Annotated in this window: 20 protein-coding genes; 14 read left to right on the top strand and 6 right to left on the bottom strand. The window is 68.9% G+C overall.

Going from position 1 to position 23916, the window contains the following annotated elements; all coding sequences use genetic code 11:
- Nucleotides 1-467 precede the first annotated feature (467 nt).
- The 7 genes from ccrA to pssA all read left to right on the top strand — a co-directional run bounded on the left by ccrA (nt 468) and on the right by pssA (nt 8225).
- The gene (gene ccrA / locus LZ604_RS29645) at nt 468-1805 is read left to right on the top strand and encodes a crotonyl-CoA carboxylase/reductase (RefSeq protein WP_234518862.1); all 1338 of its coding nucleotides are present in this window, start codon (nt 468-470) and stop codon (nt 1803-1805) included.
- An 18-nt stretch (nt 1806-1823) separates the two neighbouring features.
- On the top strand, nt 1824-3872 hold the full coding sequence (locus tag LZ604_RS29640) for an ethylmalonyl-CoA mutase (protein WP_234518860.1): 2049 nt from the start codon (nt 1824-1826) through the stop codon (nt 3870-3872).
- Entirely contained in the window at nt 3869-4828 is a 960-nt protein-coding gene (locus LZ604_RS29635) for an HpcH/HpaI aldolase/citrate lyase family protein (protein WP_234518858.1), read from the top strand. Before LZ604_RS29640 ends, LZ604_RS29635 begins: the two co-directional genes overlap by 4 nt.
- A gap of 5 nt (nt 4829-4833) precedes the next feature.
- Nucleotides 4834-5346, top strand: a complete 513-nt coding sequence (locus LZ604_RS29630; protein ID WP_234518857.1) for a MaoC family dehydratase — start codon at nt 4834-4836, stop codon at nt 5344-5346.
- Nucleotides 5347-5348: 2 nt separating this feature from the next.
- The gene (locus LZ604_RS29625) at nt 5349-6554 is read left to right on the top strand and encodes an acyl-CoA dehydrogenase family protein (protein WP_234518855.1); all 1206 of its coding nucleotides are present in this window, start codon (nt 5349-5351) and stop codon (nt 6552-6554) included.
- 170 nt (nt 6555-6724) lie between these two features.
- Nucleotides 6725-7381, top strand: coding sequence for a phosphatidylserine decarboxylase (locus LZ604_RS29620; protein WP_234518874.1), 657 nt, complete (start codon nt 6725-6727; stop codon nt 7379-7381).
- 22 nt (nt 7382-7403) lie between these two features.
- Nucleotides 7404-8225 carry a CDP-diacylglycerol--serine O-phosphatidyltransferase gene (gene pssA / locus LZ604_RS29615; protein WP_234518872.1) on the top strand — a complete coding sequence of 274 codons (822 nt, stop codon included), beginning with the start codon at nt 7404-7406 and terminating at the stop codon, nt 8223-8225.
- Between the two features lie 595 nt (nt 8226-8820).
- Here the strand turns inward: pssA and LZ604_RS29610 are convergent.
- Nucleotides 8821-10008, bottom strand: a complete 1188-nt coding sequence (locus tag LZ604_RS29610) for a glycerate kinase (protein ID WP_372482225.1) — start codon at nt 10006-10008, stop codon at nt 8821-8823.
- Between the two features lie 153 nt (nt 10009-10161).
- On the opposite strand from LZ604_RS29610, the gene LZ604_RS29605 reads away from it, so the two are divergent.
- From LZ604_RS29605 to LZ604_RS29585, 5 genes are all read left to right on the top strand, one after another.
- Nucleotides 10162-11235: an ADP-ribosylglycohydrolase family protein gene (locus LZ604_RS29605; protein ID WP_234518853.1), complete on the top strand. Its 1074-nt coding sequence runs from the start codon at nt 10162-10164 to the stop codon at nt 11233-11235.
- A gap of 90 nt (nt 11236-11325) precedes the next feature.
- The gene (locus LZ604_RS29600; RefSeq protein WP_234518851.1) at nt 11326-11817 is read left to right on the top strand and encodes an NUDIX domain-containing protein; all 492 of its coding nucleotides are present in this window, start codon (nt 11326-11328) and stop codon (nt 11815-11817) included.
- Nucleotides 11818-12075: 258 nt separating this feature from the next.
- Nucleotides 12076-12522: a hypothetical protein gene (locus LZ604_RS29595; RefSeq protein WP_234518850.1), complete on the top strand. Its 447-nt coding sequence runs from the start codon at nt 12076-12078 to the stop codon at nt 12520-12522.
- 385 nt (nt 12523-12907) lie between these two features.
- Nucleotides 12908-13366, top strand: coding sequence for a recombinase family protein (locus LZ604_RS29590; protein WP_308283682.1), 459 nt, complete (start codon nt 12908-12910; stop codon nt 13364-13366).
- A 69-nt stretch (nt 13367-13435) separates the two neighbouring features.
- Nucleotides 13436-13771, top strand: a complete 336-nt coding sequence (locus tag LZ604_RS29585; protein ID WP_234518848.1) for a hypothetical protein — start codon at nt 13436-13438, stop codon at nt 13769-13771.
- A 121-nt stretch (nt 13772-13892) separates the two neighbouring features.
- On the opposite strand, the gene LZ604_RS29580 is transcribed toward LZ604_RS29585, so the two are convergent.
- Nucleotides 13893-16976: a tetratricopeptide repeat protein gene (locus tag LZ604_RS29580; protein ID WP_234518846.1), complete on the bottom strand. Its 3084-nt coding sequence runs from the start codon at nt 16974-16976 to the stop codon at nt 13893-13895.
- 666 nt (nt 16977-17642) lie between these two features.
- Here LZ604_RS29580 and LZ604_RS29575 point away from each other — a divergent pair.
- Entirely contained in the window at nt 17643-18380 is a 738-nt protein-coding gene (locus tag LZ604_RS29575) for an SIR2 family NAD-dependent protein deacylase (protein WP_234518845.1), read from the top strand.
- A gap of 364 nt (nt 18381-18744) precedes the next feature.
- Here the strand turns inward: LZ604_RS29575 and LZ604_RS29570 are convergent, their stop codons facing one another.
- Nucleotides 18745-19839 carry a ParA family protein gene (locus LZ604_RS29570; protein WP_372482224.1) on the bottom strand — a complete coding sequence of 365 codons (1095 nt, stop codon included), beginning with the start codon at nt 19837-19839 and terminating at the stop codon, nt 18745-18747.
- Between the two features lie 185 nt (nt 19840-20024).
- On the bottom strand, nt 20025-20507 hold the full coding sequence (locus LZ604_RS29565) for an RNA polymerase sigma factor (RefSeq protein WP_234518841.1): 483 nt from the start codon (nt 20505-20507) through the stop codon (nt 20025-20027).
- Nucleotides 20508-21124: 617 nt separating this feature from the next.
- On the opposite strand from LZ604_RS29565, the gene LZ604_RS29560 reads away from it, so the two are divergent.
- Nucleotides 21125-21916 carry an SIR2 family NAD-dependent protein deacylase gene (locus tag LZ604_RS29560; RefSeq protein WP_234518840.1) on the top strand — a complete coding sequence of 264 codons (792 nt, stop codon included), beginning with the start codon at nt 21125-21127 and terminating at the stop codon, nt 21914-21916.
- On the opposite strand, the gene LZ604_RS29555 is transcribed toward LZ604_RS29560, so the two are convergent.
- Both LZ604_RS29555 and LZ604_RS29550 read right to left on the bottom strand, forming a co-directional pair.
- Nucleotides 21819-22304, bottom strand: a complete 486-nt coding sequence (locus tag LZ604_RS29555; protein ID WP_234518839.1) for a methylated-DNA--[protein]-cysteine S-methyltransferase — start codon at nt 22302-22304, stop codon at nt 21819-21821. The two genes, LZ604_RS29560 and LZ604_RS29555, sit on opposite strands and share 98 nt — an antisense overlap.
- Before the next feature lie 65 nt (nt 22305-22369).
- The gene (locus tag LZ604_RS29550; protein WP_308283680.1) at nt 22370-23848 is read right to left on the bottom strand and encodes an AlkA N-terminal domain-containing protein; all 1479 of its coding nucleotides are present in this window, start codon (nt 23846-23848) and stop codon (nt 22370-22372) included.
- Nucleotides 23849-23916 lie beyond the last annotated feature (68 nt).

The following is a 23916-nucleotide window of genomic DNA, read 5'->3' as shown; positions in this document are numbered from 1 at the left end:
ATTAATTGCGGGTGGGGGGGGCGGGTTTTTTTTTAAACCACCCCCCCGCGCCCCCGCCCCCCCCGCCCCCGGGGGGGGGGGGGGGGGGGGCCCCCCCGGGGGCGCCCCCCCCGCCCCTTCCCGTTTCCACTACCCGGCAGTAGCTTTGATCGATCATCGCTCATCTGTTACGTAAAGATTTCATCTGAGGGAACTTTCTGGCACCCAGTGCCTTGCGGGGTGACACGCCGTGCCATACGTTGGAGTCGTCCGGGCGGCCGGCGTGCAGAGACCTTTCGTACGCCGGCTGTCCCCGCAAGCCTCCCAGGCGAGCGCGCCCGGACGCCTGCGTCACAGGCACCCTCCGCGCCACAAAGCGCTGCCACAGCACCACCTCCGCCGAACCGACGGCAACCCCTCTCACCAGCACACCGACGTAGACCCTCAGCGTCTCTCCCTCAAGACGCTCTTTCGCCGGAGGCAACACCGTGAAGGACATCCTGGACGCGATCCAGTCGGGGACGGCCACGTCCGCCGACTTCGCCGCTCTGCCGCTCCCCGAGTCGTACCGCGCGGTCACCGTGCACAAGGACGAGACGGAGATCTTCGCCGGGCTCACCACCCGGGACAAGGACCCCCGCAAGTCGCTGCACGTCGACGACGTCCCGCTGCCCGAGCTCGGCCCGGGCGAGGCCCTCGTGGCCGTCATGGCCTCCTCGGTCAACTACAACTCGGTGTGGACCTCGATCTTCGAGCCGCTGTCGACCTTCGGCTTCCTGGAGCGCTACGGCAAGCTCTCCGAGCTCACCAAGCGCCACGACCTGCCGTACCACATCATCGGTTCCGACCTCGCCGGCGTGGTCCTGCGCACCGGCCCCGGCGTCAACGCCTGGAAGCCGGGCGACGAGGTCGTCGCGCACTGCCTCTCGGTCGAACTGGAGTCCTCCGACGGCCACAACGACACGATGCTCGACCCCGAGCAGCGGATCTGGGGCTTCGAGACCAACTTCGGCGGCCTCGCGGAGATCGCGCTGGTGAAGTCCAACCAGCTCATGCCCAAGCCCGGCCACCTCAGCTGGGAGGAGGCCGCCGCGCCCGGCCTGGTCAACTCCACCGCCTACCGGCAGCTGGTCTCCCGCAACGGCGCCCAGATGAAGCAGGGCGACAACGTGCTGATCTGGGGCGCGAGCGGCGGCCTCGGCTCCTACGCCACCCAGTTCGCGCTCGCGGGCGGCGCCAACCCGATCTGCGTCGTCTCCTCGCCGCAGAAGGCGGAGATCTGCCGGTCGATGGGCGCCGAGGCGATCATCGACCGCAACGCCGAAGGCTACAAGTTCTGGAAGGACGAGCGGACCCAGGACCCGAAGGAGTGGAAGCGCTTCGGCAAGCGCATCCGCGAGCTCACCGGCGGCGAGGACATCGACATCGTCTTCGAGCACCCCGGCCGCGAGACCTTCGGCGCCTCGGTGTACGTCACCCGCAAGGGCGGCACCATCACGACCTGCGCCTCGACCTCGGGCTACATGCACGAGTACGACAACCGCTACCTGTGGATGTCGCTGAAGCGGATCATCGGCTCGCACTTCGCCAACTACCGCGAGGCCTGGGAGGCCAACCGGCTCATCGCGAAGGGCAAGATCCACCCGACGCTCTCCAAGGTGTACTCCCTGGAGGAGACCGGTCAGGCCGCGTACGACGTGCACCGCAACCTGCACCAGGGCAAGGTCGGCGTCCTGTGCCTGGCCCCCGAGGAAGGCCTGGGCGTGCGCGACGCCGAGCTGCGCGCCAAGCACGTCGACGCCATCAACCGCTTCCGGAACGTCTGAGGACAGCGGAGGTAACAGATGACAGAGCGTCAGCCCTCCGATTCCCGGAGGCAGAAGGACCGGCCGTGGCTCATGCGCACGTACGCCGGTCACTCCACGGCCGAGGCGTCCAACGAGCTGTACCGGCGCAACCTCGCCAAGGGCCAGACCGGCCTGTCGGTGGCGTTCGACCTGCCGACGCAGACCGGCTACGACGCCGACCACGTCCTCGCCCGCGGCGAGGTCGGCCGGGTCGGCGTGCCGGTCGCGCACCTCGGTGACATGCGCCGGCTGTTCCAGGACATACCCCTGGAGCAGATGAACACCTCGATGACCATCAACGCCACGGCCATGTGGCTGCTGGCGCTCTATCAGGTCGTCGCGGAGGAGCAGGGCGCGGACATCACCAAGCTCCAGGGCACGACCCAGAACGACATCGTCAAGGAGTACCTGTCGCGGGGCACCCATGTGTTCCCGCCGGGGCCCTCGCTCCGGCTGACGACGGACATGATCGCGTACACGGTCTCCCACATCCCGAAGTGGAACCCCATCAACATCTGCAGCTACCACCTGCAGGAGGCGGGCGCCACACCGGTGCAGGAGATCGCGTACGCGATGTCCACGGCGATCGCCGTCCTCGACGCGGTGCGCGACAGCGGCCAGGTGCCGCAGGAGCGCATGGGCGATGTCGTCGGCCGGATCTCCTTCTTCGTGAACGCGGGCGTCCGCTTCATCGAGGAGATGTGCAAGATGCGGGCCTTCGGCCGCATCTGGGACCGGATCACGCGTGAGCGGTACGGCATCGAGGACCCCAAGCACCGCCGCTTCCGCTACGGCGTCCAGGTCAACTCCCTGGGACTGACCGAGGCGCAGCCGGAGAACAACGTCCAGCGCATCGTGCTGGAGATGCTGGCCGTGACGCTCTCCAAGGACGCACGCGCGCGTGCCGTGCAGCTGCCCGCCTGGAACGAGGCGCTGGGCCTGCCCCGGCCGTGGGACCAGCAGTGGTCGCTGCGCATCCAGCAGGTTCTGGCGCACGAGAGCGACCTGCTGGAGTACGACGACATCTTCGAGGGCTCCAAAGTCGTCGAGGCCAAGGTGAACGAGCTGGTCGAGGAATCGTTCGCGGAGATCGAGCGGATCCAGGAGATGGGCGGCGCCATGGCCGCCGTCGAGTCGGGCTACCTCAAGTCGCAGCTCGTGGCCTCGCATGCGGAGCGCCGGGCCCGGATCGAGTCCGGCCAGGAGAAGATCGTCGGCGTCAACATCTTCGAGACGACCGAGCCGAACCCGCTCACGGCCGATCTGGACACCGCGATCCAGACGGTCGACCCGGCGGTCGAGGCCCGCGTCATCGCCTCGCTCCAGGAATGGCGCGACACCCGCTACCAGCCGCCGTTCAACCACCCGCGCCCCTGCAAGGCGCTGGAGCGGCTGAAGGAGGTGGCCAAGGGCACCGGCAACCTCATGGAGGCCACCCTGGACTGCGCCCGCGCCGGCGTCACGACCGGTGAGTGGGCCGGGGCCCTGCGCGAGGTGTTCGGCGAGTTCCGCGCGCCGACCGGCGTGTCGTCGGCGCCGGTCGCGGTGACCGCCGAGGAGGGCACGGCGATGGCCCAGGTGCGCCGCAAGGTGGATCTGACGGCCCGGGACCTCGGTGTCGGCAAGCTCCGCTTCCTGGTGGGCAAGCCGGGCCTGGACGGGCACTCCAACGGCGCCGAGCAGATCGCCGTGCGGGCCCGTGACGCCGGGTTCGAGGTGGTCTACCAGGGCATCCGGCTGACCCCGGAGCAGATAGTGGACGCTGCTCTCGCGGAAGACGTGCACGCGGTCGGGCTGTCGATCCTCTCCGGCTCGCACGCGCAGCTGGTGCCGGACGTGCTGGAGCGGCTGCGCCAGGCCGGCGCGGCCGACATCCCGGTGATCGCCGGTGGGATCATCCCGAACGGCGACGCCGAACAGCTCAGGGCCGCGGGAGTGGCCGCGGTCTTCACCCCGAAGGACTTCGACATCACCGGGATCATCGGTCGTATCGTCGACGAGATCCGCACAGCGAACAAGCTCGACCCCCTGGAGGTCCCCGCATGACCGTCAACCGTCTCCGTCCGCGGCGTTCCTGCCTCGCCGTGCCCGGAAGCAACCCCCGCTTCCTGGAGAAGGCGCAGGGCCTCCCCGCCGACCAGGTCTTCCTGGACCTGGAGGACGCGTGCGCGCCGCTCGCCAAGCCCGAGGCGCGGCACACCATCGTCAAGTTCCTCAACGAGGGTGACTGGACGGGCAAGACGAGGGTCGTACGGGTGAACGACTGGACGACCGAGTGGACGTACCGCGACGTCGTGACGGTGGTCGAGGGCGCGGGTCCCAACCTCGACTGCATCATGCTGCCGAAGGTGCAGAACGCCCAGCAGGTCGTCGCGCTCGACCTCCTGCTGACCCAGATCGAGAAGACCATGGGCTTCGAGGTCGGCCGCATCGGCATCGAGGCGCAGATCGAGAACGCCCAGGGCCTCAACAACGTCAACGAGATCGCCCAGGCGTCCCCCCGCATCGAGACCATCATCTTCGGCCCCGCCGACTTCATGGCGTCCATCAACATGAAGTCGCTGGTCGTGGGCGAGCAGCCGCCGGGCTACCCGGCGGACGCCTACCACTACATCCTGATGAAGATCCTGATGGCCGCCCGCGCCAACAACCTCCAGGCGATCGACGGCCCCTACCTCCAGATCCGCAACGTCGAGGGCTACCGCGAGGTCGCCAAGCGTGCCGCCGCCCTCGGCTTCGACGGCAAGTGGGTGCTCCACCCGGGCCAGGTCGAGGCGTCCAACGAGATCTTCTCGCCCTCCCAGGAGGACTACGACCACGCCGAGCTCATCCTGGACGCGTACGACTACTACACGTCCGAGGCCGGCGGCAAGAAGGGCTCCGCGATGCTCGGAGACGAGATGATCGACGAGGCGAGCCGCAAGATGGCGCTGGTCATCGCGGGCAAGGGCCGTGCCGCCGGCATGCAGCGCACCAGCACGTTCGAGATCCCGGAGGCGTGAGGGCCATGCAGTTCGGACGGACCTACGAGGAGTTCGAGGTCGGGGCGACGTACAAGCACTGGCCGGGCAAGACGGTCACCGAGTACGACGACCACCTGTTCTGTCTCCTGACCATGAACCACCACCCGCTCCACATGGACACGAACTATGCGGAGAAGACGACGGACTTCGGCAGGAACGTCGTCGTCGGGAACTACGTCTACTCGCTGCTGCTCGGCATGTCCGTCCCGGACATCTCGGGCAAGGCGATCGCCAACCTGGAGATCGAGTCGCTCAAGCACGTGGCGCCGACCTTCCACGGCGACACCATCTACGGCGAGACGACCGTGCTCGACAAGTGGCCGTCGAAGTCGAAGAACGACCGCGGCATCGTCCACGTCGAGACCAAGGGCTACAAGCAGGACGGCACGCTGGTGTGCGTGTTCCGCCGCAAGGTGATGGTCCCCACCGAGACGTACATCAAGGAGCGCGGCGGCGAGCAGCCCGGCCGCCCGGAGCTGAAGCAGCAGGAGAAGTAGAGATGAGCCGTCTCGCCCAGACCCACGGTCTCACGGACGTCCAGCAGGAGATCCTCTCCACGGTCCGCGACTTCGTGGACAAGGAGATCATCCCGGTCGCGACCGAGCTGGAGCACCGCGACGAGTACCCGCAGCAGATCGTCGACGGCCTCAAGGAGCTGGGCCTGTTCGGTCTGATGATCCCCGAGGAGTACGGGGGCCTGGGCGAGTCGCTCCTCACCTACGCGCTGTGCGTGGAGGAGATCGCCCGCGGCTGGATGTCGGTCTCCGGCATCATCAACACGCACTTCATCGTGGCGTACATGCTGAAGCAGCACGGCACGCAGGAGCAGAAGGACTACTTCCTGCCGAGGATGGCCCTCGGCGAGATCCGCGGCGCCTTCTCGATGTCCGAGCCCGCGCTCGGCTCGGATGTGTCGGCGATCACGTCCAAGGCGGTCAAGGACGGCGACGAGTACGTCCTGACCGGCCAGAAGATGTGGCTGACGAACGGCGGCACGTCCTCGCTCGTGGCCGTGCTCGTCCGGAGTGACGAAGGACACCCCGAGGGCACCCCGGCGCACAAGTCGATGACGACCTTCCTCGTCGAGAAGGAGCCCGGCTTCGGTGAGGTCCGTCCCGGCCTGACCATTCCGGGGAAGATCGACAAGATGGGCTACAAGGGTGTCGACACCACCGAGCTCATCATGGACGGGCTGCGCATTCCGGCCGACCGGGTGCTCGGCGGGGTCACCGGCCGAGGGTTTTACCAAATGATGGACGGAGTCGAGGTCGGCCGGGTGAACGTCGCGGCCCGTGGCTGCGGTGTCGCCCAGCGTGCGTTCGAGCTGGGCGTCTCCTACGCGCAGCAGCGGCACACCTTCGGCAAGCCGATCGCCCAGCACCAGGCCATCCAGTTCAAGCTCGCGGAGATGGCCACCAAGGTGGAGGCGGCCCATGCGATGATGGTCAACGCGGCCCGCAAAAAGGACTCGGGCCAGCGAAACGACCTTGAGGCGGGCATGGCGAAGTACCTCGCCTCGGAGTACTGCAAGGAGGTCGTGGAGGACGCCTTCCGGATCCACGGCGGCTACGGCTTCTCCAAGGAGTACGAGATCGAGCGCCTCTACCGCGAGGCCCCGATGCTTCTGATCGGCGAGGGTACCGCCGAAATCCAGAAGATGATCATTGGCCGCCGACTGCTCGAAGAGTATCGAATCCAGGGCTAGTTGTCCGTTTTCGGGGTGTTTTCTTCGCGAAGAAGATCACACCCCGTCAGCGTTCTTCGGCCGCCGACTCGGCTTCCTGGCTTGCCGAGTTGCGGCCCGCGCCCGGTACGATCGCCGGAAAGCCGCCGTCCCCCGTCGAAGCGCGGCATCATCCGCTACGAAGGTCATCCATGCCCCACAGCCAAACCTCTGCACCACGCGACAGCCTTGTCAGCGTACGTCTCGCGCGCGGAGCATCGCCGTGGCTTCTCCCGACCGTTGCCACCGCAGCACTCAGCCTGGCCCGGGCGCGCCGCTCCGGCGCCGCCAAGGCCGTGGCCGTGCCCGCCACCGCGCTCGCGGCGGGCATGCTGTGGTTCTTCCGCGACCCCGAGCGTGAGATCGCCCAGGGCCGGGTCATCTCGCCCGCCGACGGTGTGGTGCAGAGCATCATGCCGTGGAAGGACGGCCGCACCCGCGTCGCGATCTTCATGAGCCCGCTGAACGTCCATGTGAACCGTGCGCCGCTGGCCGGCACGGTCACATCGGTCGAGCACATCCCGGGCGGCTTTGTTCCCGCTTTCAACAAGGAGAGCGAGAACAACGAGCGCGTAGTCTGGCATTTCGACACCGAACTCGGCGACATCGAGATGATCCAGATCGCCGGCGCGGTGGCCCGTCGCATCGTCCCCTACATCCCGCAGGGCACGAAGGTCGAGCAGGGCGACCGCATCGGTCTGATCCGCTTCGGCTCGCGTGTCGACCTCTACCTGCCGGAGGGTGTGGAGGTCGCGGTCGAGGTCGGCCAGAAGACCGTGGCTGGGGTGACTCGCCTTGACCGTGATTGATCCTGATACCAAGGCCGGCTGGGTGCCGGAGGCCGACGATGTGGACGACGAGGAGGAGATGCCCCTCTCGCTCCGCCTCTCGATAGCGGACACCCTCACCCTCGGCAACGCCACGTGCGGCTTCATGGCGGTGTACTTCACCACCACCGGCATCCTGATCCCGCACCTCACCGGCAACGACGAGTCGGCGGGCATGGCCCGGCACAGCGCCGCCACGGCCGTCATCCTCATGCTGTGCGCGGCGGTCTTCGACCTGTGCGACGGCCTGGTCGCCCGCAAGCTCCGCTCCTCGCCCATGGGCGCCGAGCTGGACAACCTCTCGGACCTGATCAGCTTCGGTCTGGCCCCGGCGTACTTCGTCCTGGTCTACGGGATGGTGGCGGACGATGCACACCAGCGGGTGGCCGCGCTCGGGGCGATCGTGGTGCTGCTCGCGGTGGTGCTCAGGCTCGCGAGATTCTCCTGCGTGACGATGAAGGACGGCATGTTCCAGGGCATGCCCTCGCCGTTCGGCGCGCTGACGGTGGTTTCGATCGTGCTGCTGGAGCTGCCGTTCTTCGCCACCCTGCTGGCGATCCTCGGCACCGCGTGGCTGATGGTGAGCCGGGTGGAGTACCCGAAGCCGCGAGGCCGACTCGCCGGGGCGATGCTGGCCTGGATCGTCCTGTCGATGGGACTCCTGGCGGCCTGGGCCTTCGACGCCCCCAGCGGCCAGCTGCTCCTCCAGACGGGCTGTGCGCTGCAGCTGGTCATGGGCGCGGTGATTCCGCTGTTCGCCACGGCGCGCCGGGTGAACAACTTCCGCGACAACCGCCGCGAGGCGCGCGCCGCACAGCTGCCGTAGCGGACCTACGCACGCGAAGGGCCCCGAACCGGTCGGTTCGGGGCCCTTCGCGTGTGTCCGCGGACGTTCGGAGGACTCTTCGCCCGTGCCTGAGCCCGGGCGCCGGGGCCTGCCCATGCCCGTAAGGCCGGCCCGGCGCACGAGCCTGTGGCCCACCACGTGCCCGTACGCCATCCTCCGTGTACCTGAGACCCGGCGTCGGGCCCCGTGGCCCGCCACATGCCCCGAGCCGTCGCCGGTACGTCGCACCAGGCGCCGCCCGCCTGGATGCGGACAGTCCCGGGCGCGCCGCAGCGACCGATCCCCGAGCCCGACGCCGCGCCGGGAGACCGGCCTGCACCGGGCCCGACACCCGTCCCCCGAAGCCCGGCCCGCTCTACGCCGGGGCCTGCCCTCACGTCTGCGACACCCGCCCCCGCTGCACGCCGGGGCCTACCCTCACGGGTGCCTATGGTCCGAGGCACGCCCACCCCGTGACCCGTCACGCACCCGACGCCATCGCCGCGCCGGAAGACCAGCCCGAACCGAGACCCGCGCCCGGGCCCGCGCTCTCCTCGGCCTTTGCCGTTCGGTGGCGGGATCGAGAGGGGCGGGCTCAGGCGAGGTGGTTTCGGGCGATTCGCTCCGCCACTCGTTCCAGGAGCGACCCGGCGTCGGCGAGGCAGCGGCCCACGTCCGGTTCCAGCTCCGTCAGCGGGTAGGCCCGGCCGATGCCCGCCTTCTCCAGGGCCTCCTCGGGCAGGGCGAGCCGGCCGCACACCGCGACCACCTCCCTGCCCGCCGCCCGCGCGGCCGCGGCCACCCCCGCCGGGGCCTTGCCGTGCAGGGTCTGCGCGTCCAGCGAGCCCTCCCCCGTGATCACCAGGGAGGCCCGCTCCAGCGCCGGTGCGAAGCCCAGGACGTCCAGCATGATCTCGATGCCGGGGCGGAAGCGCGCCCCGAGGATCAGTGCCCCGTACCCGATACCGCCCGCCGCGCCCGCGCCCGCCGACTCCGCCAGCTCCGCCGCGCGGGAGCCGATCGCCTCCTCCAGCACCCTCGCGTAATGGGCGAGCGCCGCGTCCAGCGTCTCCACGTCGTCCGGCGAGGCGCCCTTCTGCGGCCCGTACACGGCCGGGGCGCCCGTCGGCCCGGTCAGCGGGTTGTCGACATCGCTCGCGAGCACCAGATCCACTGAGGCGAGGCGGGCGTCCAGGCCCGACAGGTCGGCGCCGGCCAGGCCCGCCAGCCCTCCGCCGCCCGGCGGCACCGGCTCCCCCTCGGCGTCCAGGAACCGCGCCCCGAGCGCGGACAGCATCCCCGCGCCCCCGTCCGTCGTCGCGCTCCCGCCGACCCCGAACACGATCGACCGCGCCCCGGCGTCCAGCGCCGCCCGCAGCAGCTCCCCTGAGCCGTACGTGGACGCCGTCAGCGGTGCGAAGACCCCCGCCGGCAGCCGCTGCAGCCCGCTCGCCTCCGCCATCTCCACGACCGCGGTCTCGCCACGCAGCGCGAACGCCGCCGTCACCTCGTGGCCGAGGGGACCGGCCACCCGTACCTCGCGCCGTTCGAACCCGGCCGCGACCGCGGCGTCCACCGTCCCGTCGCCCCCGTCGGCCACGGGCAGCGCCTCGACCTCGAGCCCCGGCACGACACGGCGCAGCCCCGCCGTCACCCGCTCCGCGACCTGTACGGCGGTCAGCGACCCCTTGAACTTGTCCGCGGCGACGAGCACCCGCCGTGCGGGCCGTTCCGTCCCGGCCGGCCGTGCCTCCCGGGTGTCGTTCACTGCAGCGTCTGCCACCTGCACTCCCCTTGCTCTCCGAGCCTTGCGCACGTCAAGGCAGTCGCGCCGCTGCGACCCTAACCGCAGCGCGACCCGGCCGTCATGTCCCTCCCGCAGGGCAGAGACGCCGGCCGTCGCGCAACCCTCGCGGAAACGGGTAGACGTCCCTGCATGACCCCTGTGGGCACCGAGCTCCCCGACCGCATCCTCGGCGGCTGGCTGGGCCGGATCGCGGGCAACATGCTCGGCAAGCCGGTCGAGCGGGGCGAGGTGTGGACCCGGGACCGTATCGACCGCTATCTGCGGCGGGCCGGGGCCCTGCCGCTCACCGACTACCTGCCGGAGCCCGCCGACGAGAGCGAGGCCCTGGATCTGCGGCCCGAGTGGCGCCAGTGCGTACGCGGCCGGATCCACGGCAGCTGCCGCGACGACGACATCGACTACGCGATCCTCGGCCTCGACCTGCTGGAGAGGCACGGTTTCGGCTTCAGCACCGAGCAGGTCGGCGACCTGTGGCTGCTGCGGCTGCCGTACCTGCAGACCTTCACGGCGGAGCGGGCCGCGTACCGCAACCTGGCGAACGGCCTCAAGCCCCCGCTGACGGCCACGTTCGACAACCCCTACCAGGAGTGGATCGGTGCCCTGATCCGCGCCGACGTCCACGGCTGGACCCGCCCCGGCGACCCACCCGGTGCCGCCGCGCTGGCCCGCCGGGACGCGGTGCTCTCCCACACCGGGAACGGGGTCTACGGGGCGATGTGGGCGGCCGCGCTGGTCTCGGCCGCGTTCACCGCGCCCACCGTCCGGGACGCCCTGGACACGGCGCTGGCGGTGATCCCCGCGAGCAGCCGGCTCGCCCGCACCGTGCGCCGGGTGATCTTGCTGCACGAGACCCGGCTGAGCTGGGAGGAGACACTCGACACGGTCTCCGTGGAGACGGCCGGGCTGGGCTGGATCCACACGGTCCCCAACGCCGCGGTCCTCACCGCCGGGCTCCTGTACGGCGACGGCGACTTCACCCGGACCATCGCGCTGACCGTTCGCGGGGGCCTGGACACCGACTCCAACGGCGCCACCGCGGGCTCCGTCGCGGGCGTCATGACCGGGGCTCGGGCGATCCCCGCGCACTGGACGGATCCCCTTCAGGACAGGGTCCGCAGCGCCGTCTTCGGCTTCGACGGCATCCGCATCACCGAGCTCGCCGAGCGCACACTGCGGCTCGCGGAGGCCGCGGGTGACGCCTAGGGGGTTTCGCCCGAACGAAACCCCTCAGCGCTGTGAGCCGGGACCACAGCGGGCGTGGAGGCCGGGCCGGGGGCTGGTTACCCTTCGTGGATGACCACTCCGGATTTCGCCGCCTACATCGCGTCCCTGCCCCGCGTCCTCGCCGGTGCCGCCGCGCTCTTCCGTGACGCGGAGGGCCGCGTCCTGCTCGTCGAACCCAACTACCGCGAGGGATGGGCGCTGCCCGGTGGCACCGTCGAGTCGGACACCGGGGAGACCCCGCGGCAGGGCGCCCGGCGGGAGACCGCGGAGGAGATCGGGCTCGACGTCGAGCTCGGACGGCTGCTCGCGGTGGACTGGGTGCACGGTACGGCGCGGCCGCCGCTGGTGGCGTATCTGTACGACGGTGGGGTCCTCGGCGAGGAGGACCTCAAGGCGATCCGGTTGCAGGAGGAGGAACTGCTGTCGTGGCGGCTCGTGCCCCGGGAGCAGCTCGTCGAGTATCTGCCGGGCGCCCTGGGCCGCCGTGTGCTGGCCGCGCTCGACGTGCTGGCGGAGGGCGCCGGGACGGTGGAGCTGGAGAACGGCCACCGCGCCGGGTGAACGGGTGGTGCCGCGCCAGGCGGGGAGTGACCACGGCCGGCAGACCGCACCTGGTTCGCTCGGCAGCCTGACCCCGGAAGCCTGAGACATTTACTCGGTCTGTTGTTTCCACTGAAAACCTGGGGGGTCGAGGTGGCGAATCGGGGAAATGTGGTTCGTGAGGGGCAGGACAATCCCGAATACGCTCTCCGCAGGCCTTGCCAGGGGATGTGGGCCGCGATACTTTTCCCACCCGATATACCGACAGGGGAGGTGGAAGTGTCTTTTCTTATAAATCCGAGCTTCGAGGGCAAGGACGATCACTGGGCGCGCATTAATCTGGCGAACGCCACTACCCTCGACTTCGACCCCGTGCACGGGGTCAGTGCCAAATCCGGAAGCGTCTTCCTGACGCTGCGGTCCTCGGTTCCGAGCGGCTCCGTCGGGCAGGATGTCGTCACGCCTCAGGGACTGACGAGCATCTCGGCATTTGCCTGGGTCCGCGCCGGTCTCGACGGCCCCGTCTCGGGGACACTCGCCATATGGCAACTCGACACGGATCCCGACCGAGCCATGCCCGCTCCGTTCATCGCGGGGAACGAGTGGACTCTTGTGACGTCCACTCTCGATTTCCCCAATCCGGCAGCGAGCAAGACCATTCGCATCGAAATTTACGTCAACGAGGCGAACAAGGGTCTCCTCATTGACAGTGTGAATGCTTTCTAACGGGTCTCGAATTCGACAGTTCCTGTGACTGCGTCACCTTGGGAGCAGACCCTCGAAAAGCCACCAGGCGGCAGCGATTTCCCGGCGAATCCCGCACGTTCCGCTGCCGCCTGCGCCGGACGCCGACACCGAGCGATCCGCAGGAGACGGGCGTGCCCCGATATCCGTTGGCCCCGGCCCGGGCAGGCGTCCTACCCTCGCCCCATGAACAGGCCCCTTGTCGCCATCCTCAGCGGCGCCGGTATCTCCACCGAACAGAGCATGGGCGGAAGTAACCTCACGCCATGACCGACGACCTGGTACAGCGAGCGCACTGGGGTGACTTAGAGGGGCAGAACTGGGGAGGGTTGGTCCGGCTGTCCCTCGAGCCGGATGCCAACGAGTTATCCGCCTGAGCTCCAGGCAGGACGCCGGACCACCCCGCCGGCAATGGCCCAGATGGCGTCCGGCCACGGGCCGTGACATCGGGAGCCGGGAGGAGCAGGAGAAGGACGCCCGCCGGTTCGTCGAGAGTCGCGGAGGCCGGTATGTCTACACATACGAGGAACCCGACACCTCGGCATGGAAGCGCAAGCGCGTCCGCCAGCCGGACGGGACAGTCGCCTATCGCGTGATCCGCCCTGTGTTCGAGGGGGCGTTAGAGGACCTGAAGCGCGGGACGACGCCAGATGGTCAGCGCTTGGACGGCCTGATCGTCTACGACATCGACCGCCTGACGCGCGGTAACCGGCACCTTGAAGACGCCATCGAGGTCGTGGAGAACTTCCGCCGACCGATCATCGACATCACGAGCACGCTGGACCTCCTCACCGACAACGGCCGGATCGTCGCACGCCTCCTGTGACCGTTGCCAACAAGTCAAGTGCTGACACGGCCCGACGAGTCCGCCGCAAGCACATGGGACTTCTACGAGATGGACGCCTACCGTCTCCTCGGAGATGACGAGCGCGCCGCCGCCCACGCCCGATCAGTGATCCGCATCAGCACCGGCCCCAACGGAACCGAGATCTCCCCCATGCGAGCCGCCGAGGCCCGCCTCACCCTCGGCGTCGCCGCTGCCCGCACCAGTGAGATCGAAGAAGCCATCGGCATGGGCACGGCTGCACTGGAAGCGGACAGGGCTGCGCCCCACCGGCCTCAACCACGCTGCCGGCGCCCCAGAGCAAGCGGCGACGACCGAACCGTGACGACGGTGCCCGAGCTCTCAGCTTGGGAAGCTGAGATCATTTGGGTCCCGTTCGGGCGCTGAACTGGGCGAACGGCCGAGGAGTGTCCCTGTGGGGCTCGGCTGCTTTCCCCGTGGTTCCCCGCTGCTCCCCGCTCGATCTGGTGCGTTTGTGGTGCAGAGCGCGGACCACAAGCGCACCCTGCTAGTCCGTACCAGTGTGAGGATGGGGGGGCAGCTGTTTCTCTGGGGGACGCGGCCGGGCGGTGATGGTGGCGATGGCTGACTGCTGTTTGGCGTCGGCGGCAAGGCGGACATAGGCGAGGTTGTTCCGCGCAACCAGGGTTCCAAAGTGGTCGCCGCCCAGTACCCGTTTCCGGTCGGTGAGGTTCTGTTCGTACAAGGGGATGGCCCGGGTCAGGTCTCCCGCGAAGTGGTAGGCGTTGGCGAGGTTGTTGCGGGAGGCCAGGGTGTCGGGGTGGTCCTCGCCCAGCACCCGTTGGCTGTCGGTGAGGTTCTGTTCGTACAGGGGGATAGCCCGGCCCAGGTCCCCCGCCGACTCGTAGGCGCCGGCGAGGTTGTTGCGGGAGGCCAGGGTGTCGGGGTGGTTGTTGCCCAGCACCCGTTGGCTGTCGGTGAGATTCTGTTCGTACAGGGGGATAGCCCGGCCCAGGTCCCCCGCCGACTCGTAGGCGCCGGCGAGGTTGTTGCGGGAGGTCAGGGTGGCGGGGTGGTCCTCGCCCAGCACCCGTTGGCTGTCGGTGAGGTTCTGTTCGTACAGGGGGATAGCCCGGCCCAGGTCCCCCGCCGACTGGTAGGCGTAGGCGAGGTTGTTGCGGGAGGTCAGGGTGGCGGGGTGGTCCTCGCCCAGCACCCGCTTCCGGTCGGTGAGATTCTGTTCGTACAAGGGGATGGCCCGGGCCAGGTCTCCCGCCGACTCGTAGGCGCTGGCGAGGTTGTTGCGGGAGATCAGGGTGTCGGGGTGGTCCTCGCCCAGCACCCGTTTCCGGTCGGTGAGGTTCTGTTCGTGCAGGGGGATGGCCCGGCCCAGGTCCCTCGCCGACTCGTAGGCGCCGGCGAGGTTGTTGCGGGAGGTCAGGGTGGCGGGGTGGTCCTCGCCCAGCACCCGTCGGCTGTCGGTGAGGGTCTGTTCGTACAGGGGGATAGCCCGGCCCAGGTCCCCCGCCGCTCGGTAGCCGCCGGCGAGGTTGTTGCGGGAGATCAGGGTGTCGGGGTGCCCCTCGCCCAGCACCCGTTTCCGGTCGGTGAGGTTCTGTTCGTACAAGGGGATGGCCCGGGCCAGGTCTCCCGCCGACTCGTAGGCGCTGGCGAGGTTGTTGCGGGAGATCAGGGTGGCGGGGTGGTCCTCGCCCAGCACCCGTCGGCTGTCGGTGAGGGTCTGTTCGTACAGGGGGATGGCCCGGCCCAGGTCCCCCGCCGCTCGGTAGGCGCCGGCGAGGTTGTTGCGGGAGGCCAGGGTGTCGGGGTGGTCTTCGCCCAGCCGGGTCGTGCGTGCCTCGGTCAGGCGTTGGTAATGGTGTACGGCGCCGGCGGGTTGTCCGCTCTCGTAGTCGTAGCGGGCCACGCTGTCCAGCAGGTCGAGGCTTTCGCCGGTGTCGAGCTCTTCGACGAGGGCGCGCGCGTGGGGCATGACGTCGGCCAGGTCAAGTCGGCCGGGGGTGTAGACGGCCTGCATGAGGCGCGTGGTGGCCGCAAGAGCCGCTCGGCGCAGCGTAGGCCTCAGATGCGCTGCTTCGGGGTCCAGAATGAGGGTGCGGCTGACCAGGGCGTGCACGAACCAGCTCGGGGGCTCGGTGCCCGTCTGGCGGATGAGGGAGCGCCGCTGGGCGGCGGACAGGGCACGTCGGTCCGCGCGCTGGGTGCTCTGGTCATCCTCCTGGCTCAGATTGCTGCTGATGCTGGTGAGGAGGCGTTCGGGCAGCGGGGCGGGAGCGAGGAGGGCAGCGATCCGCACCAGCGTCAAGGCGTGGTCGTCGAGGTGGCGCAGACTGCGGGCGAAGGTGGCGGCGATGTCGCTGGTGTGGTCGGTGGGCACCTGCATGTACAGGTCGTCGACCAGATCCTGGAAGGCGTCGCCGTGCCGGGTGTCATCAAGTTGACTGTGGAGCTCGGTGTAGGTCAGGCCCGGCTGGTCGGCCAGGCAGCCGCGGGCCAGGTCGACGGCCAGGGCGTGACTGCCCAAGCGCCGCACCAAAGTCCGCGCGGCTGTCCTTTCGGCCGGATCGTTTGGGATGCGGGCGGTGGTGAGCAGGCGGTAGGCCTCATCCGGATGCAGTACATCGACGTCGATGACGGGCAGCTGGTAACCGCGCCAGCGTGTGGTCATGACCGTGCGGCCCAGCGGATGCGGCGCCGCCAGCTCCCGCACCACGTCGGGAGGAAGCTCACCGGGAACGTCGTCGACGATCCACAGGCACGGCGCGCCCACCGTGTGGATGTGCTGGCGGGCGGCCTCCCGTACCTGCGCCGGATCGTATGCGGTGGCGTCGAGCGCGAGGGCCGCCGCAACCTGCTGGTAGTGCTGCGCCCGCACATCCGCTTGCCCACTGTCAGGGTTCGGCGCGTCAGGGCTGTGGCTGGCGGCCGAGGTGAACCAGTAGATCCCGCCCGGATAGAAGGAGGCGAAGCGGCGGGCGTACTGCTCGACCAGCAGCGTCTTGCCCACTCCACCCAAACCTATGACGACGGCCTGGCCGGCCGACGCCCCGTCCTGTGTCGCCGGGTACTCGAACGCGTGCAGTGCATGATGCAACTGCCAGAACTCGTTCACCCGGCCGACGAACCGTTCCGAACCCAGATGTTCCAGCGGCCGCCACACCGGCCTTTCCGACTCGATCGCATCCCCGAGACATCCCGGAGACATCCCAGCACGTGCCACGACCCGCTCGACCAGACGCGCCGTAGAGGCCGGCTCGGCAGTGACGCAGTACCGGGCGTCGCGTAATTGCACCGGCTGGATGTGATCCGCAACAGGCTCCGGATTGATGACCAGGATGCGCTCGCTCGCTCGCCCCAGCGCGGTAGCCGCACGGAACGCAGTCAGCAACTCCCACTGACAAGCCGGACGAGTGGGATAGGTGGCCGAGCAGTAGGCCACGAACAGCCGCGCCCCTGCCAGCGCCGCGCGGATCCTGTCGGTGATGCCCTCGAACTCGTCGATCCCCGACTCGTCCAGGAAGACGCCCACCCCTGCCTCCCTGAGCGCCTCCACCAGCGGCAGAACCGCGGCGCGATCCGCTCTGGGATAGCTGAAGAACACCTCATCCATACCGGCCTCCGCCAGGGCATGGACAGTGCCGTCCGTCGGATGCATGAAGACCCCCCGTACCTGCCGCACACCACCCCACACCGGTCCCCGCTGCGGCACAACCAGGCTAGCCACTCCGAACCCACACCGCCCCGACAACGCAAGACCCGACCCAGCCCTCCTACGAGCCCTCTCCCATCAGGAAAAGAGGCTCGGGGTCGAGCAGTCACGCAAGCCGGGCAGGCCCCTCAGACCCACTCCACCTCGGAAACGATGTACGGGGTACTTCCAGGGCCCGACAACGGCGTCCGAGAGGGCCCCGGCCGCGCCGACGGGCGAGGGACCGAAGCGCCGACCGCAGCCAGCGCAGCTGCCCCTCCTCCTCACTCACCCCCGCCAGCACCTCAACCACCCGATCGAGTGCCTCGCTCACCTCAGTGCTCGTGACCACTCGAAGCCCACGTCGGACCAGCGTTCTTGACCGTCAAAGGCAGCAACTTCTTGCCGGTCGGGCCTACTTGTACCCAAGTATCCATCTGCGGGCTGATGCCGTAGTCGAAGGGGGGCCTCCCGCCTGCGGGCAGCGACTGCTATCGGCGCGCGCCTTAGTATCCGGCGGAACCTACGGGCGAAACGCCCGCCCTGAATCCGTTCGCCCCGAGCAGCCGGACGTCCTACTCTCGGCTCATGAACAGGCCTCTTGTAGCCATTCTCAGTGGCGCAGGTATCTCCACCGATTCGGGGATCCCTGATTATCGCGGGCCCAACGGGTTGTGGCGGCGGGACCCGGAGGCCGAGAAGCTCGTGACGTACGAGTACTACATGGGCGATCCGGAGATCCGGCGGCGGTCCTGGCAGATGCGGCGCGGCAACCGGACGCTGAAGGCCGAGCCGAACGCCGCACACCGTGCCGTGGCCGAGCTGGAGCGGTCCGGGGTGCCGGTCCGGGTGATCACGCAGAACGTGGACGGGCTACACCAGCTCGCCGGCATGCCCGCCCGCAAGGTGCTGGAGCTGCACGGCACCGCCCGCAGTGTCGTCTGTACGAGGTGTCACGCGCGCGGACCCATGGAGGACGCCCTCGCCCGGGTCGAGGCTGGCGAGGACGACCCGCCGTGCCTGGAGTGCGGCGGGATCCTGAAGTCGGCGACGGTGATGTTCGGCGAACGCCTCGACCCTCGGGTACTGGCCGAGGCCATCGCCATCACCAAGGCCTGCCAGCTCTTCATCGCCGTGGGAACCAGCCTCCAGGTCCAACCCGCCGCAGGCCTCGTCGGCATCGCCGCCGACCGGGGCGCCCGGCTGATCATCGTGAACGCCGAACCGACCCCGTACGACGACCGCGCCGACGACGTCATACGGACCCCTATCGGCGCTGCGCTGCCCGATCTCTTGAGCACGTTGCATACCGGGCGTGATCAGTAGACCTGCCTCGGGGGGCCTCGCCAGACACAGGGATTCCGCCCGTCGCCAGAGCCGGGCCGCCCACGCAGGCATTCCGACGCGCTTCCGGGCAACAAGGGCTATGACAGCAGCCAGCGGCACGAGTTGCACAGACGCCGCGTCCTAGCGGTGATCCTCCGCAGGCGCACTCCGAACGATCGAGGACCTGGGCTAGCTCCGCTACATCGTCCCTTGTCGCCTCTGCACCACTTCAAGCTCTTGGCCGTCCGCTGGGAAAGGCGCCTGCACCTTTATCACACCCTCGTCTCCGTGGCCTCAGGACTTATCTACTCAAGACACCTCACGAAGGCCCGCCCCTAACCGTGTGACGAGTTCGTATGGCCCGTCACGAATTCCTGATATCTCTAGCGAGCACCTCCCTGGCGAGCTGGCGGTAGGCGGCGGCACCGACGGAGCTGGAGGCGTACGTCGTGATCGGCTCACCGGCGACCGTGGCCTCCGGGAAGCGGACCGTACGCCCGATCACCGTGTGGTAGACGTGGTCGTCGAACGCCTCGACCACACGGGCCAGCACCTCACGGCTGTGGACCGTGCGCGAGTCGTACCTCGTGGCCAGGATGCCGTCCAGTTCCAGCTCGGGGTTGAGCCGCTCTTGGACCTTCTCGATCGTCTCGGCCAGCAGGGCCACACCACGCAGGGCGAAGAACTCGCACTCCAGCGGCACGATCACCTTGTGCGCGGCCGTCAGGGCGTTCAGGGTGAGCAGGCCAAGCGAGGGCTGACAGTCGATCAGGATGTAGTCGTAGTCGGACATCAGCGGCATCAGAGCTCGTTGCAGGGCCGACTCGCGGGCAGCCTCGGAGACCAGCTGGACCTCGGCGACGGACAGGTCGATGTTGGACGGCAGCAGGTCCATGTTGGGGACCGCCGTCTTTAGCACGACCTCGTCCGCGGACATGCCCCGCTCCATGAACAGGTTGTAGACCGTGAAGTCCAGCTCCGTCGGGTTGACGCCGAGACCGACCGACAGCGCGCCCTGCGGGTCGAAGTCCACCAGCAGTACGCGCCGGCCGTACTCCGCGAGCGCGGCACCCAGGTTGATGGTCGACGTCGTCTTGCCGACGCCGCCCTTCTGGTTGCACATCGCGATGATCGTCGCGGGGCCGTGATCGACCAGCGGGCCCGGGATCCGGAAGTACGGCAGCAAACGCCCGGTCGGACCGATGCGCTCACGGCGCTGGCGGGCCGCGTCGGGCGCGAGCGTGGCCGCGTACTCCGGATCAGGCTCGTACTCGGCGTCGGGGTCGTAGAAGGACCCCTCGGGCAGTTCATCGTAGTCGACGAAGTGGTTGTGGGATTCGGCGGCAGGGCCGTTCAAGTGCCCGTCGGGCGGTTCATCGGAGGTGGCAAGACGGCAACGAGACGTCGTGTCAACCGTTCCCCACGCTGAGAGAGCGCGCCTCCGGGTTCCCCGTTCCATCTGCCCGGCCCAGCTTAGATCCATCGGGTTCCGCTGCTCAGTACCTTCAGAAGTCGGCGAGTCTGCCGATGCTGCCCGCGAGCGAGCTTGTCGAATTCCCTCAGCTGCCTCAGCCGCCTCGGACAGCCCGGAGGCCAACTGACTGGCCACACTTTCCGTCCAAATATCGAACTCTTCCTCGTAATTCATTTTTCACCGCCCCCCTCAGCGCCTGTCTCGTGCCAGAGCGGTTTGAGGCGTTCACGAGCATGCCGCAAGTTCGACCGCACCGTTACCGCAGAAACACCCAGATGGTGGGCAATTTCAGATGGCTTGTATCCATCGAAGTGCCACGCCATGACTGAACGCTGCTGCTCCGGAAGTTCCTGAAGGGCCTTCAAGACGATGAACAGCTCTTCCTTTGCGGCCATTCCGACCTCCGGACCAGGAAGCGTTGAAGATGTCCGTATGAACGCCTCAGTGTCGAGTGCCCGCTGCCGCGCTTCCCGATCTTTCAGGCGTTTTGCATGACGTGCTGCAGTTGTGCGAACCCATGCTCTGGGGTCCCTCACTTCCGACCACTGCCTGAAGAGATCGACCATGGTCTCCTGAACCGCGTCCTTGGCAAGCTGCCTCTCAAATCCCAAAGTCACCACATGCCGGACCAGCACTGCGTACTCCCCGCGCATGAAGGCTTCACAAGCATCATCTGCGTGCAAATCGCCTCCCCCTCCGACCAACGCTCTTGCCACTCTACGAATCCCGCTGCGCGATCCAGACAAGGGCAACGGAGAGGCCGGCTGCGATTCCTGTAGCCGCCAACGATCCAGTAGTCGTGTACACGGCAGTGATCGTTACAGCAGTAGCGTTGAAACAAGAGATGGCATGCGCATGCCTCGATTGGCGACAGACGCCTTGAGCGTTCTCTCGTTCTCGCTGTTCCTCAAGCTCACTCATATCCCGTAGTGACAGGCGATCTTCCAAACGTGCAACGGGGCTGCTACGGGGGCCCGCTATTGTCATGGTCGATTCAGGTAGCCCTATGGTCAACCTTGGATGCAGCCGCCCGTGACCATACGGAAGGCCATGACAGCTCATTCCCGCGGTCCCACGGCACCCCGCAGAGTGCGGACTGGGCGACCGAAGTGAACCGCTCCGGGTTCGGTAGAGGGCGCGACTGTCCCGAGTTGAGTGTGGTCGAGTTAAGTGGTTTCGGCTGACGCCGGGGGCGAAGGTCGTACTCCACCGGCTGAGCGTGCCCACTCCTTCAGGTCTCAGACGCAGGAAGCTTGTGTTACATCCACCGATGCCTTGCGATTCCGGGATCCCCGACTACCGCGGACCGGGCGGGCTGTGGCGGCGGGACCCGGAGGCGCAGAAGCTCGTGACCTACGAGTACTACATGGGCGACCCGGAGATCCGGCGGCAGTCCTGGCAGATGCGGCGCAGGAACCGGACCTTGACGGCCGAACCGAACGCCGCGCACCAGGCCGTGGCCGAACTGGAGCGATCCGGGGTCCCCGTCCGGGTGATCACGCAGAATGTGGACGGACTGCACCAGCTCGCCGGGATGCCCGCCCGCAAGGTCCTCGAACTGCACGGCACCGCACGTAGCGTCGTGTGCACCAAGTGCCACGCCCGCGGGCCGATGGAGGACGCGCTCGCCCGCGTCGAGGCGGGCGAGGACGATCCGCCGTGCCTGGAGTGCGGCGGGATCCTCAAGTCGGCGACGGTGATGTTCGGCGAGCGGCTCGACCCGGCGGTGCTGGCCGAGGCCGTCGCCATCACCAAGGCGTGCACGGTGTTCCTCGCAGTCGGCAGCAGCCTCCAGGTGCAGCCCGCCGCCGGGCTCGCGGGCCTGGCGGCCGACCACGGGGCCCGGCTGACCATCATGAACGCCGAACCGACCCCATACGACGACCGCGCCGACGAGACCGTACGGGAGCCCGCCGGCACGGCGCCGCCGAAGCTGCTGGGGGCTGCTCGGGGCTGCGCCAGGACTAGAAGAACAACGCTGTTCCCCGCTCGAAGTCCAGCAACCGGCGCTTGCGGTCCAGTCCGCCGCCGTAGCCGGTCAGACCGCCGCCCGCTCCGATGACGCGGTGGCAGGGGACGATGATGCCGACGGGGTTCCGGCCGTTGGCGAGGCCGACCGCGCGGGAGGCGCCCGGGTTGCCCAGGGCGGCGGCCAGTTCGCCGTACGAGCGGGTCTCACCGTAGGGGATGCGGCGGAGCCGGTCCCATACGCCGCGCTGGAACGGTGTGCCGTGCAGGCGCAGTTCGAGGGTGAACTCCCGCAACTCGCCCGCGAAGTAGGCCGTCAGCTGGTCCATGGCCTCACCGAAGGGGCTCGCGTCACGCTCGCCGAAGGTCTCCTCCGGCGGGCGGTGGCGCTGGCCGGCCATGTACAGGCCGCACAGCATCCCGTCGTCGGCGACGAGGGTGAGCGGGCCGTAGGGGCTGTCGATGACAGTGTGCTGTTTCACCGGATGTCCTCAGCTGGATGTCCTCGGACGGATGTTCTCGGACGGATGTTCTGGAACGGATGTCCTCAGACGGGAAGGAAGTTGATCGGGTGGCTGTCCGTCGCCCACAGGTACTGGACCGCATACGCCCGCCAGGGCCGCCAGGCCACCGCGCGGGCCGTGAGCGCGGCCGGGGTGGACGGCAGTCCCAGCTCCCGCGCGGCACGGCGGATGCCGAGGTCGGTCGGCAGGAACGCGTCCGGGTCGCCGAGGGCGCGCATCGCGATCACATCCACCGTCCAGGGGCCGAAACCGGGCAGGGCGAGGAGCCGGGCGCGGCTGTCCTCCCAGTCGCTCTCGGCGCCCAGGTGGAGCGTTCCGTCGGCGAGTTGGCGTACCAGGGTGGTGAAGGTCGTACGGCGTGTGCGGGGCATCGCCAGCGACTCGGGGTCGAGCGCCGCCAGCGCCTCGGGGGCCGGGAAGAGGTGGGTGAGGCCGCCCTCGGGGTCCTTCACCGCCTCGCCGTGCGCGGTGACCAGGCGGGCCGCGTGGGTGCGGGCCGCGGCGGTGGAGACCTGCTGGCCCAGGACGGCGCGGAGGGCGAACTCCGCCTCGTCGACGGTCCGCGGGACCCGGCGGCCGGGCGCCTTGTCGACGAGGGGGGCCAGCACCGGATCCGTGCGCAGCTGGTCGTCGATCGCGACCGGGTCGGCGTCCAGGTCGAGCATGCGACGGCAGCGGCTGATGGCGACGGGCAGGTCGCGCAGGTCGCTCAGGGTGAGCCGGCATGCGATGTGGTCGGGCCGGGGGGTGAGCGCCACGATCCCATGGCCGTAGGGCAGCCCGAGGGTGCGCCGGTAGGCGCCGTCCCGCCACTCCTCCACGCCCGGGACGGCGGTCGCCGCGAGGTGGCCGAAGAGGTTGTCGGGGTTGAGCGGGGCCCGGAACGGCAGCCTGAGGCTCAGGACGCCGGGAACGGTCACCGTGTTCTTCGGGCGGCGGCCGCGCAGCTCGCTCGGGGAGAGCGCGAAGACCTCGCGGACGGTGTCGTTGAAGGTGCGGATCGAGGAGAAGCCGGCCGCGAACGCGATGTCGGCCATCGGCAGTGCGGTCGTCTCGATGAGCAGCCGGGCGGTCTGGGCGCGCTGGGCCCGGGCGAGCGCGAGGGGCCCGGCGCCCAGCTCGGCGAGGACCTGGCGCTCGATCTGGCGGGTGCTGTAGCCGAGACGGGCGGCGAGGCCGGGGACCCCCTCCCGGTCGACGACTCCGTCGGCGATGAGCCGCATGGCGCGGGCGACGAGGTCGGCACGCTGGTTCCACTCGGGCGAGCCGGGGCTGGTGTCCGGGCGGCACCGCTTGCAGGCGCGGAACCCGGCCTGCTGGCAGGAGGCCGCGCTGGGGTGGAACGTCATGTTCTCCGGCTTCGGCGGTACCGCCGGACAGCTGGGACGGCAGTAGATCCGCGTGGTCAGGACCGCCGTGAAGAACCAGCCGTCGAAGCGCGCGTCCTTGGACTGGACCGCGCGCACACAGCGCTCCCTGTCGGTGTGCATTCCGTTCCGCATGACTTCAGCATCGGTCACGGGCGGCGTCCGGGGCTGGCGGAATTCCGACATGGACCTGGGCCTGCCTG

The organism is Streptomyces glomeratus, from assembly GCF_021462825.1.
Classification (GTDB): domain Bacteria; phylum Actinomycetota; class Actinomycetes; order Streptomycetales; family Streptomycetaceae; genus Streptomyces; species Streptomyces glomeratus.
Note: the sequence above shows the minus strand (reverse complement) of the source record. Positions and strands in the feature narration are given on the sequence as shown.

Excerpts from the sequence above, each read along its gene's own strand:
- LZ604_RS29605 (WP_234518853.1), top strand. The coding sequence starts at position 10,162 with ATGACCCCTGTGGGCACCGAGCTCCCCGACCGCATCCTCGGCGGCTGG.
- LZ604_RS29585 (WP_234518848.1), top strand. The coding sequence starts at position 13,436 with ATGGACGCCTACCGTCTCCTCGGAGATGACGAGCGCGCCGCCGCCCAC.
- LZ604_RS29620 (WP_234518874.1), top strand. The coding sequence starts at position 6,725 with ATGCCCCACAGCCAAACCTCTGCACCACGCGACAGCCTTGTCAGCGTA.
- LZ604_RS29640 (WP_234518860.1), top strand. The coding sequence starts at position 1,824 with ATGACAGAGCGTCAGCCCTCCGATTCCCGGAGGCAGAAGGACCGGCCG.
- LZ604_RS29565 (WP_234518841.1), bottom strand. The coding sequence starts at position 20,507 with ATGCGCGGGGAGTACGCAGTGCTGGTCCGGCATGTGGTGACTTTGGGA.
- LZ604_RS29580 (WP_234518846.1), bottom strand. The coding sequence starts at position 16,976 with ATGGATGAGGTGTTCTTCAGCTATCCCAGAGCGGATCGCGCCGCGGTT.
- LZ604_RS29630 (WP_234518857.1), top strand. The coding sequence starts at position 4,834 with ATGCAGTTCGGACGGACCTACGAGGAGTTCGAGGTCGGGGCGACGTAC.
- LZ604_RS29600 (WP_234518851.1), top strand. The coding sequence starts at position 11,326 with ATGACCACTCCGGATTTCGCCGCCTACATCGCGTCCCTGCCCCGCGTC.
- LZ604_RS29570 (WP_372482224.1), bottom strand. The coding sequence starts at position 19,839 with ATGGAACGGGGAACCCGGAGGCGCGCTCTCTCAGCGTGGGGAACGGTT.
- LZ604_RS29635 (WP_234518858.1), top strand. The coding sequence starts at position 3,869 with ATGACCGTCAACCGTCTCCGTCCGCGGCGTTCCTGCCTCGCCGTGCCC.
- LZ604_RS29575 (WP_234518845.1), top strand. The coding sequence starts at position 17,643 with ATGAACAGGCCTCTTGTAGCCATTCTCAGTGGCGCAGGTATCTCCACC.
- LZ604_RS29550 (WP_308283680.1), bottom strand. The coding sequence starts at position 23,848 with ATGCGGAACGGAATGCACACCGACAGGGAGCGCTGTGTGCGCGCGGTC.
- LZ604_RS29560 (WP_234518840.1), top strand. The coding sequence starts at position 21,125 with ATGCCTTGCGATTCCGGGATCCCCGACTACCGCGGACCGGGCGGGCTG.
- LZ604_RS29625 (WP_234518855.1), top strand. The coding sequence starts at position 5,349 with ATGAGCCGTCTCGCCCAGACCCACGGTCTCACGGACGTCCAGCAGGAG.